Annotated in this window: 15 protein-coding genes; 6 read left to right on the top strand and 9 right to left on the bottom strand. The window is 58.2% G+C overall.

Annotated elements, in window-relative coordinates; translation table 11 throughout:
• Positions 1–57: 57 nt before the first annotated feature.
• The gene (locus tag AC0X69_RS15730; protein WP_482608703.1) at positions 58–1,224 is read left to right on the top strand and encodes an SGNH/GDSL hydrolase family protein; all 1,167 of its coding nucleotides are present in this window, start codon (positions 58–60) and stop codon (positions 1,222–1,224) included.
• 211 nt (positions 1,225–1,435) lie between these two features.
• The gene (locus tag AC0X69_RS15735) at positions 1,436–2,521 is read left to right on the top strand and encodes a transposase (RefSeq protein WP_482608161.1); all 1,086 of its coding nucleotides are present in this window, start codon (positions 1,436–1,438) and stop codon (positions 2,519–2,521) included.
• A gap of 391 nt (positions 2,522–2,912) precedes the next feature.
• Here AC0X69_RS15735 and AC0X69_RS15740 read toward each other — a convergent pair whose 3' ends face one another.
• On the bottom strand, positions 2,913–3,137 hold the full coding sequence (locus AC0X69_RS15740; RefSeq protein ID WP_482608704.1) for a hypothetical protein: 225 nt from the start codon (positions 3,135–3,137) through the stop codon (positions 2,913–2,915).
• 108 nt (positions 3,138–3,245) lie between these two features.
• Here AC0X69_RS15740 and AC0X69_RS15745 point away from each other — a divergent pair, with 108 nt between their 5' ends.
• Positions 3,246–4,355 (top strand): hypothetical protein, encoded by a 1,110-nt coding sequence (locus AC0X69_RS15745; RefSeq protein WP_482608705.1) that lies wholly within the window; start codon positions 3,246–3,248, stop codon positions 4,353–4,355.
• Positions 4,356–4,617: 262 nt separating this feature from the next.
• Here AC0X69_RS15745 and AC0X69_RS15750 read toward each other — a convergent pair whose 3' ends face one another.
• Genes AC0X69_RS15750 through tnpA form a run of 4 tightly spaced genes read right to left on the bottom strand, consistent with a single transcriptional unit; the run spans position 4,618 to position 7,257 of the window.
• Complete coding sequence (locus tag AC0X69_RS15750) at positions 4,618–4,860, bottom strand: hypothetical protein (RefSeq protein WP_482608706.1); 243 nt, start codon at positions 4,858–4,860, stop codon at positions 4,618–4,620.
• 2 nt (positions 4,861–4,862) lie between these two features.
• Positions 4,863–6,467: an IS66 family transposase gene (gene tnpC, locus AC0X69_RS15755; protein WP_482608707.1), complete on the bottom strand. Its 1,605-nt coding sequence runs from the start codon at positions 6,465–6,467 to the stop codon at positions 4,863–4,865.
• The gene (tnpB, locus tag AC0X69_RS15760) at positions 6,428–6,889 is read right to left on the bottom strand and encodes an IS66 family insertion sequence element accessory protein TnpB (protein ID WP_482608708.1); all 462 of its coding nucleotides are present in this window, start codon (positions 6,887–6,889) and stop codon (positions 6,428–6,430) included. Before tnpB ends, tnpC begins: the two co-directional genes overlap by 40 nt.
• A complete protein-coding gene (tnpA, locus tag AC0X69_RS15765; RefSeq protein ID WP_482608709.1) occupies positions 6,886–7,257 on the bottom strand; it encodes an IS66-like element accessory protein TnpA in 372 nt (123 codons plus the stop codon). The genes tnpB and tnpA overlap by 4 nt, the downstream gene beginning before the upstream one ends.
• A 266-nt stretch (positions 7,258–7,523) precedes the next feature.
• Here tnpA and AC0X69_RS15770 point away from each other — a divergent pair, with 266 nt between their 5' ends.
• Positions 7,524–7,895, top strand: coding sequence for a transposase (locus tag AC0X69_RS15770; protein ID WP_482608710.1), 372 nt, complete (start codon positions 7,524–7,526; stop codon positions 7,893–7,895).
• Here AC0X69_RS15770 and AC0X69_RS15775 read toward each other — a convergent pair.
• A complete protein-coding gene (locus tag AC0X69_RS15775; protein WP_482608711.1) occupies positions 7,892–8,140 on the bottom strand; it encodes a hypothetical protein in 249 nt (82 codons plus the stop codon). The genes AC0X69_RS15770 and AC0X69_RS15775 overlap by 4 nt on opposite strands.
• A 105-nt stretch (positions 8,141–8,245) precedes the next feature.
• On the opposite strand from AC0X69_RS15775, the gene AC0X69_RS15780 reads away from it, so the two are divergent.
• Positions 8,246–9,331: a transposase gene (locus AC0X69_RS15780; protein WP_482608161.1), complete on the top strand. Its 1,086-nt coding sequence runs from the start codon at positions 8,246–8,248 to the stop codon at positions 9,329–9,331.
• A 94-nt stretch (positions 9,332–9,425) separates the two neighbouring features.
• Here AC0X69_RS15780 and AC0X69_RS15785 read toward each other — a convergent pair whose 3' ends face one another.
• The 3 genes from AC0X69_RS15785 to AC0X69_RS15795 all read right to left on the bottom strand — a co-directional run bounded on the left by AC0X69_RS15785 (position 9,426) and on the right by AC0X69_RS15795 (position 13,298).
• Positions 9,426–9,884 carry a transposase gene (locus AC0X69_RS15785; protein ID WP_482608712.1) on the bottom strand — a complete coding sequence of 153 codons (459 nt, stop codon included), beginning with the start codon at positions 9,882–9,884 and terminating at the stop codon, positions 9,426–9,428.
• Between the two features lie 509 nt (positions 9,885–10,393).
• Positions 10,394–11,560 (bottom strand): IS110 family RNA-guided transposase, encoded by a 1,167-nt coding sequence (locus AC0X69_RS15790; protein WP_482608713.1) that lies wholly within the window; start codon positions 11,558–11,560, stop codon positions 10,394–10,396.
• Between the two features lie 436 nt (positions 11,561–11,996).
• Complete coding sequence (locus AC0X69_RS15795) at positions 11,997–13,298, bottom strand: hypothetical protein (RefSeq protein WP_482608714.1); 1,302 nt, start codon at positions 13,296–13,298, stop codon at positions 11,997–11,999.
• A gap of 755 nt (positions 13,299–14,053) precedes the next feature.
• Here AC0X69_RS15795 and AC0X69_RS15800 point away from each other — a divergent pair.
• Complete coding sequence (locus AC0X69_RS15800; RefSeq protein WP_482613418.1) at positions 14,054–14,464, top strand: hypothetical protein; 411 nt, start codon at positions 14,054–14,056, stop codon at positions 14,462–14,464.
• The last annotated feature ends 9 nt before the right edge of the window (positions 14,465–14,473 follow it).

The raw sequence follows: 14,473 nt of genomic DNA on the forward strand, positions 1-14,473 counted from the left end.
CGCCACCGCGAACGCCACTCATCACGCCTTAAGCAGATATTTTTCGAGGTGTCCCCTATGTCAGCCAAATCACTACTCTCAAAATTTGGGCTCATATCCCTAGCTGCCTTGCTTTTCTTTGCCGCGTTGAATATCACCCTGCGTATCCTAGAGCGCAGGCTAACCAGTAACCCTGTAGCTGAAAAATATGGAATCGAATCCTTAAAGAAAGTGTATCCTGAAAAAAGTATTGCGGAAATTTACAATCTTCTTACCGAAACATGGACCCGGCCCTACGTGTACGAGCCATTTACACAATTCAAAGAACGTCCACAGCGGGGAGACTACGTGAATGTGGACGAAAATGGTTTCAGATATTCAATCGGTCAAGCCAAATGGCCCCCAAATCCAGCAAATTTGAACGTGTTTGTGTTCGGCGGATCAACTACCTTCGGTTACGGAGTTTCAGACTCTGAAACGATCCCGTCATACATACAGCAAGAAATTCAGGAGCAGACCGGCAAGGCGGTGTCTGTTTACAATTTCGGACGAGGTTACTATTATTTGAGCCAAGAACGCGCACTTTTCGAGACACTACTCCTCAAGAGGCACGTCCCAAACGTTGCTATTTTCATAGATGGACTGAACGATTTCTTTTATCATGGCGAGGATGAGCCGGAGTTCACAAGACGCCTCCGAGAAATTATGGATTCTTCAACGGTACCCCCGTTTACCGCGGCTAGCAAAGTGCTCGCGGACCTGCGAACTTGGGCTGCCAAGCTGCCGGTTGTCGGCGCTATTCGATCTCTTAAATGCAAGCTTACTGGGTGTCCGAACGAGGTTTCAGGCCAACCAAACGACCTCAAATTCCGGGATCCCGATACGATCGGGCGAACAATCGAACGCTACTTTTCGAACAAGAAAATCATCGAGGCAATCGCCTCTGTCTATAATGTAAAGCCCATTTTCGTTTTCCAACCCGTTCCGACGTATAAATATGATCAGCGATATCACCTCTTTGCTGGCTCAGATTATGGACAGCATAAGTACTCTCTTTATGGATATCCCGCCATGCGGGAGGCAATTGCGAGAAATCCGCCTGGGGAAAACTTTCTGTGGTGTGCGGATATCCAAGATGGGAGGAATGAGCCGCTGTACGTCGACCAAGTACACTACACCGCCACTTTCTCCCAATCTGTAGCATCTTGCATTGCCCATTTAATAAAAGAGCGTCACCTTCTCTGATATAAACTGCCCCAGCGATTGCGATGGCGCAATTACCCACCCCGATTTGGAGGTTGAGATTTTGGGCTTTCACGCCAAGGCGCTAAGGATTGTCTGGAAGGGATTTGCGCGTTTGAGGCCTGCGGCCTAACCACTCGGACGCCTCCAAAAACCTCTGGCCAAATCGGCGTTGAGTTGATTCACTTGGTCATGTCGCAAGGGGATCGCGGCCATGGCGAAGGGAACGCCCGGATTTTTTGATGTCGACGAACGGCTGGCTGAGCTGTCGGCGAAGGGCGACGATCTGGAGCGCGTGAAGGCGCTTGTCGATTTCGAGATGTTCCGGGCGGCGCTGGAGGCGGCAGTCCCGCGGGCCGACCGCTCCAAGGGCGGGCGTCCGCCATTTGATCATGTATTCATGTTCAAGGTGCTGATCCTGCAAGCAATGCATTCTCTGTCGGACGAGCGCTGCGAATATCTGATCAAGGACCGCCTGTCGTTCATGCGCTTTCTCGGATTGGGTTTGGCCGACGCGGTTCCCGACGCCAATACGATCTGGACGTTCCGCGAGGCGCTGAAGAAGGCAAATGCGGCCGACCGCTTGTTCGAGCAGTTCGACGCAGCGCTGCGCGAGGCCGGCTTTCTCGCGATGTCGGGCCAGATCGTCGACGCCACGATTGTCGCCGCGCCCAAGCAGCGCAATACGAACGGCGAGAAGCAGGCGATCAAGGACGGCCGCATTCCAGAGGGCTGGAAGGACAAGCCGGCGAAGCTCGCACAGAAAGATCGCGATGCGCGTTGGACGGTCAAATATACGAAAGCCAAAGTGCGGGAGGAGGACGGCTCTGTTCCGCCGGTCGATCTCGCCATCCCCGCATTCGGATACAAGAACCATGTGTCGATCGACCGGGCGCATGGGCTGATCCGCAAATGGACGGCGACGCACGCTGCCGCGCATGACGGCGCGCGGCTGGAGGATGTGCTCGACAAAACCAACACGGCGAGCGAGGTCTATGCGGACACGGCGTATCGCTCGGCGAAGAATGAAGCGATGCTGTCGCGGCGCGGCTTCGTCTCGCGCATTCATCGCAAGAAGCCCAAGGGCAAGCCGATGCCGGAGCGAACGCGCATCGCCAATGCGCAGAAGTCGAAAGTGCGCAGCGCCGTCGAACATGTGTTCGCGCATCAGAAAGGGCTGATGGGCCTGTTCGTGCGAACAATCGGCCTGGCGCGGGCGCGGCTCAAGATCGGGCTCGCCAATCTCGCCTACAACATGCGCCGCTTCGTCTGGCTGCGCGAGAGAGGGGCGCCTGCGTAGCAAAATTAGCGGCAAAGACGGCGCCGCTCACCGGGCGACGCCGCTTTCGAAGCCCATGAACCGATTCTCCCCGGAAGGATGGCCTCGAGCCGCCTCACGCCCAACACCCAGTCACGAAAAGCCAGGTTATTGGAGGTGCCCACTCTGTTATATGCCCACCGTGGGATGGGAGGATAAGCTCGTCTGCATTTTTGCTGAGGGTCAGGAGAAGTATGGTACATTCTTTTGTAGACTAACCGTCGAAGCAATTCCGTGATCTTGGGAAACGAAAAAACTCAAGCGGCGATCGAGGGACAAACGCCACGGAGTTCCAGGCTCTGCAATGCTCTGGAAACTTCCGAGCCGCTCTCGTGCAGCGAAACGCAAAAGCGGCGTCGGCGGCGCACCTTGTTCAAACCGCCGACGCGGCATAAGATTCGTCACGCATCAGCCGCTTCGCGCTTTTCAACAGCAAACGGGACATCCCCCAACCACTCTCGCGACGGGACCGGAGAAGCAATGTCGGTATACAACAATGAGCGGGCTTGCGCTTCGGCGCGACATATTCGGCCAGTTCCTTCATTGCGGCAAAGCGAAGCGTCATCGGCTGGGTCGGGTCCATTGTTAGACGGGCCATTGGACAGACGCCCCACTCAAGCACGACTACAAGAACGTGTTTCAATTGGACTGAGCCGCTGCCGCGAAAAAACCACGAACATACAAGAAATCTTTGGAGCCGGCGCTCGTGGCTAAGAGGATCTGTTCGCTGTTGCAAAAGCGCCTTGTAGTAAATGCAACGCGTGTGACTATTGACATCATTGCCATTGTGGTTATTACGATTATTCTGATTGAGTTCATGGGTATTTTCGTCAAAAATAACGATTATTATTGGGACAAGAGATACATGTTTGTTTCCAAAGATGCCTTCCGCCGAATCGGATTTACTGGCCTTTGGACGTATGTACCCAACACCAGAGTCGTGTCTGCGGCGACATACAACCTATCTCAGCTCAACGGATGGATCGAATACAAGTGCGCCTTTGATACCAACAAATTTGGCTTGATTGATACCAATTTCGATAGCGGGAGCACTGTGGTTGATTACCTCGTCCTTGGAGACTCGTTTACGGAAGGTCAAGGGGGTTGCCCCTGGCTGAACAGGAGCGCTTTAGGCTCAGAAGATTATCCCGTAGTGCTTAATGGCGGACTCATGGCAGCTGGGATCCAAAATTTTGAACTCTTGTCCCAGTGGCTTGCGACTCAAATTTGGATCAAGAACTTGATTCTGATCGTGATAAGTAATGACTTTAAACGTGATCCAGACCCAAGTAGCTTAGGAATAGATGATGTTTGCGCTAAGGACGGCATCTGTAACGGGAATGAGCTAGGCGGCGCGATTTGGGGAATCAACGTGGACGCCTCGGATAAAGAAATCTTGGCCAAGGGCTTCTCTCGGTTCAAACAACAGAATCTACCGATTTTGCGTCAGGTGGAGGACGCTCTGAGTTATTACTCGCTAACATACAGGCTCTTTTCAAAACTACACAGCAGAATTCAAATCCAGACGTCGAGTCTAGATCCTTTTCTCCATTTATTCGGACCGAACTTCAAGGCATTGCTCAGGCTAAGAGAACGATTTCCGCATTTGAAGATAATACTCGTTCCACAACGAGATGAGGTCGGCTTCCTCAGCACAGAAAATGCGGACACAAAAAGAGTGAAACAATTTTTTGCCGAAAATAAATTTTCGTACGACGTGTGTCCCCTTACAATTGATGATTACCTGCCAATCGATGGACACCCGAATAAGAACGGATACAGCAAACTTTTCTCTTGTCTGAAAAAGGTCTTTTAGTCAAAAAGCGACGAAAAAGTTGTGGTCTGGGTGACCTGTGGTCTGGGTCCGGGCTGTTCAACGCTCTGTGCTTTGGTTTGACCGAGAGGGATGATTTTTCGCTTTTCAGGTGTAGAAGTGTCTGAATCTATGGGGAGCAACCCGAATCGGAGGTTGCCCTATGACGACGATCGATCTTGCATCCTGCCTTGCCGCGATCCCGGATCGGCGGCGCGCCGAAGGAAAGATGGTATGCATCCGGCGTGGACCGCAGGGGATGATTTCAGGTTGCGTTAGCGCCGGCGCGCGACTTCAAATCTTTGTGGACTTCGATCAGCTCGACGAGAGATTCGATGCCGAAGTCGGTGAACGCGAGAATGCCGTCGTCCCCGACGCCATAGACCCACACGACGCCGTCCTCGGTGTCCATTTCGAGAGCGACATCGTGAATGAAGTCGACGTTCTCACCAAGACGTGCGGCGACACGCTCGACGGTCGTGACGTGATCGACCTTGTTGACGTGCATGCTCAGGCCGCCAGCGCCGACGCACGCGGAGCCGCCAATCGCCATTTCCACGGCAGCAACTCGTCCAGCCGGTGAGCGGGATGCGCGGCGATACGCGAGAGAACGTCGGCGAGCCAGGTCTGCGGATCGACGCCATTCATCTTCGCCGTGACGATGAGGCTGTACATGGCGGCGGCACGCTGGCCCCCGCGATCTGAACCGCAGAACAACCACGATTTTCTTCCCAAGGCGATGCCGCGCAGGCCGCGTTCGGCGGCATTATTGGAGAGGCAAACGCGCCCGTCTTCGAGGAACAGTGTGAAGGCGGGCCAGCGCTTCAGCATGTATTGCATCGCTTTGGCGAGGTCGTGTCCGCGTGAGAGTTTCGCGACTTGCTCTCGCATGTAAGTCCGGAGCGCGTCGACCAGCGGCCGGCTCTCGTTACGACGAGCAGCAAGCCGTTCCTCGGGGCTCTTGCCGTTGATCGATCTCTCGATGGCGAACAGCGCGTCGATGCGACGCACGATTTCCATAGCGATCGGCGAGAGGGGCATTTCCTTTTTCCCGGCCGCCTTGCGACGCGCGTTCGCCTCGATGTCGGCCATGGCGAAGAAGGGACGTCGCGCATGGCTCCAGCATGCCGCCTCGCGGATCGGGCGGGGCGCGCGCCCCGCCAGATACAGCCGGTTGTAGCCGTCATAGGCGTCCGCTTGCAGGATGCCGGAATAAGTCGACAGATGGCCCTGCGGATGTTCGCCGCGCCGGTCGCGCGAGTAATAGAACATCGCCGCCGGCGGCCCGGCGCCGCCGAAGGGCGCGTCGTCGCGGACATAGACCCAGCACCGGCCCGTGTCCGTCTTGCCCTTCGCCAAGACTGGAACCGTAGTGTCATCCCCATGCAACCGTTCGGCGGCGAGGACATGCGCCTCGACGAGACGCCGCAGCGGCTCGAGCGCCGCACAGACGGAGCCGACTGCGTCGGCCATGGTCGACAGCGCGATCGGCGCGCCCTCGAGCGCATAGCGTTCGGCCTGCCGGTTCAGCGGCTGATGCTGGCCGAACTTCTCGAACACGATCATCGCTAGCAGGCTCGGACCCGCCCAGCCGCGCGCGACGACATGGAACGGCGCCGGCGCCTGCGTGATCTTCTCGCAGTCGCGGCAGGTGAACTTCTCCCGCACGGTCTCGATGACCTTCCACTGGCGCGGCGTCGTCTCCAGCGTCCGCGTCACGTCCTCGCCGAGCTTGCGCAAACGCGCCCCGCCGCAACAGGCGCAGGCTTTCGGCGCCTCGATCACGACGCGCTCGCGCGGCAGATGGTCGGGGAAGGTGTCGCGCTCCGGCCGCTTGTGCTCGAAGCCAGCGACCGTCGTCGTTTTGGCGACAGCGCGCTCCGCGGCGAGTTCGTCTTCCGTCGCGCTCGTTTCCAGCTCTTCGAGTTCGAGCGACAACTGATCGAGCAGCCTTGCCGACCGCTCTGACTTCTGCCCGTAGATCTGGCGCTGCAATTTGGCGATCTGGAGCTTTTGCGCAGCGATCAGCGCCATGTCTTCCGACGCCTTCGCCCGCGCGACGGCAAGTTCCGCCTTCAGCGCGGCGTTTTCATCGAGAAGAGCGGCGGCGTCCATGACCTGAAGTGAATCACGAATCCAGCGATTCGAGGCGCCCCAAAATGCCCCCGTGCCCGGATTTTTCGCGCCTCACCCCGCGCGCTTTGCGGCCTGTAGGTGAGTTGCGGATTTCGCCAGTCGATTCCTTCCAACATATAGGCCATCTGCCCGGCCGAGATCGACACCGCGCCCGCGCTCGCCGCAGGCCAGATGAACTTTCCGCGGTCGAGTCGCTTGGCGTAAAGCGACAGGCCGATCCCGTCATGCCAGAGGATTTTGGCGAGATCGCCGCGGCGCCCGCGGAAGATGTAGAGATCGCCCGCATGCGGGTCGCGCTTCAACTGCTCTTGCACCTGAAGGGCAAGACCATGCATGCCGCGTCGCATGTCGGTGTGACCGGTCGCGATCCAGACCCGGCAGCCCGCTGGCAGCGGGATCATCGCCGCAGCGCTTTCACCACCCGCGACAGCGCTGGCGTCTCGACATCGGACCACACGATGATCCGATCCCCCTCGGCGAGGACGATCTCCATCTGGCCGGTCGACCCTGGAGCGGAATTTTCTGTCGGCGTGTCCGGCGTGATCGTCACGGGCAGAATCGGCGCGAGTTCCTGCAGCGCGGTCGGCTCGACGCCAAATTGCCGCCGCCAGGTGAAGAGCTGGTTAGCGTTGAGGTCGTACCGTCGCGCAACCTCGGCGATCGAAACTCCATCCTCGAGGCTCTCGTCGACGATCCGGCGCTTCTCATCGAGAGACCAGGACCGGCGCCTGCGCCGGAAAGCTGCCGGATCGTCATTGTTGCTCGACATCGGCGATAGTGTCCGCTTGTAATTGAAATGGACACGATCATCGCGCCACCCGTCAGGCAGCTATCTCAAAAACCGACATCAATGCCAGGCGGCCCACGGCGGAGGGATACGAAAGATGTACGGCCAGGTCGGCGTCATCCTGTTTTCGATCATCGCGGTGCTGAGCGGCGCGTGACCTGCCCCTGAGAGACCGTTTGAGAATGGTTGCGACGGAGTGAGGGGCGTGATTCAAGCTTGGGATGTGGACCCGAGCGAATCGCGCCAAGATGGCCGCCATTGAGAAGAAAACCAAGCGTTACCCAACGGATTTGACCGATGAGGAGTGGGAGCGCGTTGAGCCGTTCCTTCCCTCGCCGGCGCGCAGAGGGCGCAAGCCTTCGGTCGACCCACGCGAGGTTTTGAACGCCATCCGCTACATCGCCCGCGCCGGCTGCGGCTGGCGCATGATAAACCTATACGTTGGAGCCGACGGACGCCTCATTAATTGGAGACTCGTGGGCATTCATGACATATTTCCATGCTTGGAAGTATTCATCGGAAACGAGCTTGTCTATTCATATGACTCCAGGTCGAGGACGATAGCGGCCGCATATGCCAAGGCCCTTAACAGCGCGGTGATGAAGTCGCTGTTTGATTAATCGGCCTCGGGCGCGGCGACGATGGCGAGCAAGGCCATTTCGCCGTCGATCTCGGCGACTATGACAATGGCCATCGCCACATTGGTCTGAATGACGAGCAAAAATGCGTTTTTGGCGCTTGCGGCCTCTCTTGGAGTGCCGGCTCCGAACAGCGCGCGCATTAAAATGCCGAGAGTGTAGCCCGCGACATGAACAAGATAGCGCTTGTGAACGTTTTCGCGACCTCGCAACCATGTGCGGCGCATCCCGCCGCGTTCCAGAACATGGGCGAAGCTGGACGCCTCCAAAAACCTCTGGCCAAATCGGCGTTGAGTTGATTCACTTGGTCATGTCGCAAGGGGATCGCGGCCATGGCGAAGGGAACGCCCGGATTTTTTGATGTCGACGAACGGCTGGCTGAGCTGTCGGCGAAGGGCGACGATCTGGAGCGCGTGAAGGCGCTTGTCGATTTCGAGATGTTCCGGGCGGCGCTGGAGGCGGCAGTCCCGCGGGCCGACCGCTCCAAGGGCGGGCGTCCGCCATTTGATCATGTATTCATGTTCAAGGTGCTGATCCTGCAAGCAATGCATTCTCTGTCGGACGAGCGCTGCGAATATCTGATCAAGGACCGCCTGTCGTTCATGCGCTTTCTCGGATTGGGTTTGGCCGACGCGGTTCCCGACGCCAATACGATCTGGACGTTCCGCGAGGCGCTGAAGAAGGCAAATGCGGCCGACCGCTTGTTCGAGCAGTTCGACGCAGCGCTGCGCGAGGCCGGCTTTCTCGCGATGTCGGGCCAGATCGTCGACGCCACGATTGTCGCCGCGCCCAAGCAGCGCAATACGAACGGCGAGAAGCAGGCGATCAAGGACGGCCGCATTCCAGAGGGCTGGAAGGACAAGCCGGCGAAGCTCGCACAGAAAGATCGCGATGCGCGTTGGACGGTCAAATATACGAAAGCCAAAGTGCGGGAGGAGGACGGCTCTGTTCCGCCGGTCGATCTCGCCATCCCCGCATTCGGATACAAGAACCATGTGTCGATCGACCGGGCGCATGGGCTGATCCGCAAATGGACGGCGACGCACGCTGCCGCGCATGACGGCGCGCGGCTGGAGGATGTGCTCGACAAAACCAACACGGCGAGCGAGGTCTATGCGGACACGGCGTATCGCTCGGCGAAGAATGAAGCGATGCTGTCGCGGCGCGGCTTCGTCTCGCGCATTCATCGCAAGAAGCCCAAGGGCAAGCCGATGCCGGAGCGAACGCGCATCGCCAATGCGCAGAAGTCGAAAGTGCGCAGCGCCGTCGAACATGTGTTCGCGCATCAGAAAGGGCTGATGGGCCTGTTCGTGCGAACAATCGGCCTGGCGCGGGCGCGGCTCAAGATCGGGCTCGCCAATCTCGCCTACAACATGCGCCGCTTCGTCTGGCTGCGCGAGAGAGGGGCGCCTGCGTAGCAAAATTAGCGGCAAAGACGGCGCCGCTCACCGGGCGACGCCGCTTTCGAAGCCCATGAACCGATTCTCCCCGGAAGGATGGCCTCGAGCCGCCTCACGCCCAACACCCAGTCACGAAAAGCCAGGTTATTGGAGGTGCCCAGCTGCGCTCGACGATCTCGCCGCGTTTGCGCATGGCCTCCCTGCCGACACCCGACTTCAACCGATTGCGGTTCCCATAGACCGCCGCTCGCGCCTCGTCGTCGCCATGCCATCGTGAATAGCCCGTGCTCGGTCGCGGCTCGGAAATGCGCGTCTTCCATGGGCCGTCGTCGAGGTCTTTCAGAACGTCGCGCGAATGGTAGCCTTTGTCGGCGACGAGATCGCAAGGATCTTCCGGCGTCGGCGCAAGTCCGACGGCGGACAGATTCTTTTCCGCTTCCTTCAGCGTGGGATCGAGCGTTGTCGTGTCGCCCTTGTCGGCCTCGTGGATCGGCGCCGCCACGATCACGCCCGTGTCGAGATCGACCGCATGTTCGGGCTTGTAGGCGAAATGCGTCGAGCCGTCCTTCATCTTGGCGATCTTCGCCTCCGGATCGGTCTTGCTCGTCCAGTCTCCGTTCGAGAGCCTCTTACCTTGCGCTTACGATCGAGCCGGATCAGGTCGTCGATCGTCGGCGTCTCGACACTGCTTTCCTTGGCCATCCGAGTCAGCATCTCGCGATAGCTTTCGCCATCGTCACGGCGCACGATCGTCCGCAGCGCCGCGTTGGCTTCCATCGTCGACCTTCGCCTCACATGGGGAAGTTCGGGTCAAGTGGGCTGCGTCAATGGCGCATGAATAAAACTCCAGTGGCTGTTTCGGTATCCAAGGTCTGAGCCCGACTGCATGACGCTGCCCGTTTCCGAGCACGATCAACCTCACATTCGGTCGCCGTTCGCGACGGCTGCACCAAGATCCCGCTTGCGGCGGGTCTGGGCTCAGGATGACGAAACCATTCTTGAAAGCGGCTTTTCAAGCCATGCGAAAGTGCGGTTCGTCTACCTGGATCCGCAATATGCGGATTCGGTCAATGTTCCTTGTCAGGCGGCTTTCATCACGGCTCCATCGATGACGACGCCGGCCGTCACATATTTCCACAACGCCACCAGTAGCTTTCGCGCCAGCGCCACGATGGTTGTCTTCTTCAGACGACCGCCGTTGCGCTTGACTCGTTCTTCGAACCACAGAGCCAAGGCCGATTGCGGCTGATGGCGCAGCCAAAGCCAGGCGAGTTGGATAAGCGTTGTTCGCAGCCGTGGGTTGCCCGATTTAGAAACGCCCTGCTCGCGATCCACTGATCCGCTTTGCCAGGGCGTCGGCGCCAAACCCGCGTAAGCAGCGACCTGGCGGCGATTGTCGAAGTGTCGGAACAGCCCTTCCGCCCAGAGGACGGCAGCGAACTCGGGCCCGATGCCCTTGATGGCGAGCAACATCGCGGCCGGTTCTGGCGCACCGACTCCTTGTGGGATCAGCAGCGCATCCCGCTCGGCCTCCACCACCTTGACCTGCTCGAGCAGCAGTTCGAGCCGATCGAGTTCACGGCATATCTGAGTCTTGAGATGCGGCGGAAGCCGACGGCCATCGCCCGTGCTCAGCAAGTCGAGTTGTTCCCGACGATCACGACGCAACGGCTCGTAGCCGAACACGCCTTGGGAAAACAGCAATCCTTTGATGCGATTTACGTGCTTGACCCGCTCGGCGATCAGCACTTTGCGCTCGCGGCAAAGTCGGCGGCGGTCTTCTTCCTCGGGAGCCGGCGCTTTGACCATTGCACACACGCGAGGTTCGCCGCGCTTGTACGCCAAGAGCGCGCGAAGCAGCGCCTCACCGTCGATCCTGTCGGTCTTCGCGCGTCGCCGCCGGCGTGATGTCGCAATCGAGGCCGGATCGACGACGTGGCTCTCAATCCCTTCATTCTCCAGCGCCCGATGAATCCAGAAGCCGTCCAGTCCGGCCTCTTGAATGACGATGATCGAGAACGATTTCCCAGTCCGCGCCAACGCCTTCTGCTTAAATTCCAAAAAGCGCGCCAGCAGCGCATCGATGTCCCCGGCAGGCAGAGTGTGCTTCGACATCTTTCCGCCGCCGCCCGGCAAAAGCGACGTGATCAACCAAGTCGAGCGGCTGAGTTCCAAAGAGATAAAAATCGCGCCAAGATCGGTATGGATGGCGCCCGGCGTTTCGGGGCGATCAGCTCTAACTTGCATGGCCGTCTCCAGAGTGGGTGGTCGCAACCTCACTCTGCCAGAGCGCCGGTCGCTATCCACCTCCCCATGGAATCTTGAAGGCCGGAGAATGTGTCCGGCGGCTCCTCTTCGTCATCGATTGCTCCTGATTCGCGGCCAGAATCCTCGCCGCTGTCAGGCAGGAAATCCACTTATGCTACTGTCCGAATTTGCGGGACCGGCTCTCTTCACCAAGGCGAGGAACTGACGATGTTTTCCGCTCAGGCCATACACGGAAATCCGGATGGTCCCGGCTCTGGCGGGCGCAGCCGGGCCGCTCCGGCGTCTTCAGAATCGGCCAGCAGAAATATCGCGGGCGACTCAGGCGTGCATGCCCGGCATTGGTGCGGCGGGGGGCGCGCGGCCGGGGCGACGTCTCCCCCCGTGCGACGCCGTCGCTGCTGGCCGAAAGTTCGCGTCAATCGTTACACATCTTGTCCAGCCGCCATTCCTCAGCGAGGCGCCTGGCGATCGCTTTGGCGACAAGGCGGTTGCCGAGGCTTTCTCCAGTGTCGGGGTCGGCAAAGAAGTGAATATGATCTGCGTAGACCGTGTCCGGAGCTTGCGAAAAAACATCCAGCAAGCTGTAAACGGCGATCCCTTCCTGTTTCAGCATGAGCAATGTATCCGTCATGGTGAGATACAAATCCTTGTAGCTCAGGTCGCCGACAACGCCTTTTTCCTCCTCCGTCAGCGTCTTGCCGTAGACGGGAGAGGGCTGGATGAAAAACACGACTTTTGCGCCTTGCGCCTGGGCAAGCGCGGAGGTCATTCTGAAATACTTTCTATACTGATTCAAATTGTAATCGAAAACCTCTTCGCGACTCCACTCCTTGGGCACGGAGAAGATCGTCAGATGCGACTTATGAAGCGACGCCATGTTCTTGACGATCGAGTCGTTCAGCTTCGTGCGAGCCGTGTCGACGAGGAAATATATCGCGTTCGACGAACGCAAGAGCGGCGTGCTGGAATAGAGCGAATAGAATGAGTTCAGCGCCGCGCCGCCGAGAAGCGGAAAATAGCTGCCGGATGCGATAGGATTCACAAGGATGAAATTGTTCGACGGCCATTCAAAACGCTTTGACCAGGACGTCCATTTATCGAGCAGCATATCTTTTTCGTTGAAGCCTTCCAGCGTTACGATGCCGTCGAACACTTCGCCGAAAAGAAGAGTCATGATCGCTTGTTGTGGCTGCTTCCAGCCACCATCGGCGCCGTTATAAACTTCGAACGCCTTCCGGCCTTCTGGAGGCGCATAGCATTTGTTGAGTTCTTCTTCGAGAAAATTCGGCTTGTCCTTGTTCTGTTGGCCAAACATGGCCGCCACCGAACCGCCGCTAATCATGATGCGAAACGCGTCACCTCCCTTTTTGTAAGGGAAATCGCGTCCAAACAAGCCGAGATTATTCAACTCGAATTTGGCGTTCTCGCAGGGCGGATTGTCGACGTGAACATTGGTCAGATAAGGGTGCGGATAGACCGTGTCCATGTAGCGGCATTTGGCGTTGGTTTTGGACCCCATTTGCGCCACGAAGGTATTATGCGCTTCTTCGCGCGTTTGCGGGTCCGTGAGTTTTCCTTCAGAAATATAATAATAGAACGTAAAACCGGCCTCCATAATCAGCAGACACAGCGCGATCATGATGAGGTTGGCCGTGATGCGAACGCTGCGGCGCGGCACCTTAGCCGAATTGTCTTTTGCTTCGCCTTTGTCGGTCATCGAATGTCCCGTCCATTCTTAAACTATTGGCCAAAGTCCTCAGCCGGAGCAGCCGTCAGAACCAAAGGTTGCGGCGCTGACCGCCGAGGTTCGGTTGGCATGTTGTGCGATGCGCAGCTGTGTCATCGCGCGGCGAGGCCAATAGGCATTGCAATTCATTGGCGGTTCCGACAGGTTTCGAACCTGTGACCTTGGGTTTAGGAAGGCGGTACCGCGCCTAACATAGCCTAACACGGCGCAAAAAATCCAATCCTGATTTATCTTTTTTAATCATATGTTTTACGCCAATGTCTGCGCAAGTTATAAACTTGGGGAAACACGGCGTAACGGCTCCATTTCGTTACCGCAGCGTTACTCAGGATTTGACGTTGGCAAAGGCACTGACCGCGGCGACAGTCGCGAAGCTGCGACTGGCAGCCGCGCGCGTCGAGCTTTCCAGACGGCGCGTGCCCCGATCTGAATTTGACCGTTCACCCGACCGGCAGGGTCCGTCATCGGCGGCTATCTAAATCTCGCCTCTGCACGCGCATATTGTCCCCCGCTGCCCACATGCTGATTTGTTCAGCGGGGTTGGACGGGCTTGGTTGTTGCGCCAGCCTGTGCCCAAAGACGAACGCAACGCGCTCGAGCGGCACGTCCGCGAACTCGACCGATTGACCGATGATCTGGCGGTCATCGACAAGGAGATCGTCGCCGACGCGCTCGACGATCCCGCCATTGCGCGGTTGCTGACGATCACGGGTGTCAATCTCATCGTGGCGGCCGGCATCGTTGCGGCCATCGGCGACGTCTGTCGTTTCTTCTCGCCACAAAAGCTGGTGAGTTACTTCGGCCTCGATTCGACAGTCCCCGTGAACGCTCTCGAACGCGGCCGACGGTCGAACTTTCTCACTTCTGTCGCGCCCGCCCACGATCCGGACTGCGTAAGTCGGTGGCGCACCGTCGCCGCGCGCCATAGCCGACACGCTCAACGCTCGCCGCGTTCTCAAGGCTCGCCACCGACACTCGCAGGCTCAGCAAGTCGCCAACGTGTTCGCCCAGCTGTAATGGACGCTCGCCGCTCAGCGGCGAAGGTTTTGCTCGTGCCGTCGTGCTGGATATTTCGCATCGAACATGCGTTCTTCCAACCATTCACCAAGAGTTTCCACCTGTTCAACTGCGGCTAGCAGCGACTC

Source organism: Methylocystis sp. Uni0008, assembly GCF_056838045.1.

Coding starts and splice junctions, on each gene's coding strand:
- tnpA (WP_482608709.1), bottom strand. CDS start 7,257: ATGTCGAGCAACAATGACGATCCGGCAGCTTTCCGGCGCAGGCGCCGG.
- AC0X69_RS15775 (WP_482608711.1), bottom strand. CDS start 8,140: ATGCGCCGCACATGGTTGCGAGGTCGCGAAAACGTTCACAAGCGCTAT.
- AC0X69_RS15770 (WP_482608710.1), top strand. CDS start 7,524: ATGGCCGCCATTGAGAAGAAAACCAAGCGTTACCCAACGGATTTGACC.
- AC0X69_RS15790 (WP_482608713.1), bottom strand. CDS start 11,560: ATGCAAGTTAGAGCTGATCGCCCCGAAACGCCGGGCGCCATCCATACC.
- AC0X69_RS15740 (WP_482608704.1), bottom strand. CDS start 3,137: ATGGCCCGTCTAACAATGGACCCGACCCAGCCGATGACGCTTCGCTTT.
- AC0X69_RS15735 (WP_482608161.1), top strand. CDS start 1,436: ATGGCGAAGGGAACGCCCGGATTTTTTGATGTCGACGAACGGCTGGCT.
- AC0X69_RS15795 (WP_482608714.1), bottom strand. CDS start 13,298: ATGACCGACAAAGGCGAAGCAAAAGACAATTCGGCTAAGGTGCCGCGC.
- AC0X69_RS15785 (WP_482608712.1), bottom strand. CDS start 9,884: ATGAAGGACGGCTCGACGCATTTCGCCTACAAGCCCGAACATGCGGTC.
- AC0X69_RS15730 (WP_482608703.1), top strand. CDS start 58: ATGTCAGCCAAATCACTACTCTCAAAATTTGGGCTCATATCCCTAGCT.
- tnpB (WP_482608708.1), bottom strand. CDS start 6,889: ATGATCCCGCTGCCAGCGGGCTGCCGGGTCTGGATCGCGACCGGTCAC.
- tnpC (WP_482608707.1), bottom strand. CDS start 6,467: ATGGACGCCGCCGCTCTTCTCGATGAAAACGCCGCGCTGAAGGCGGAA.
- AC0X69_RS15750 (WP_482608706.1), bottom strand. CDS start 4,860: ATGCACGTCAACAAGGTCGATCACGTCACGACCGTCGAGCGTGTCGCC.
- AC0X69_RS15780 (WP_482608161.1), top strand. CDS start 8,246: ATGGCGAAGGGAACGCCCGGATTTTTTGATGTCGACGAACGGCTGGCT.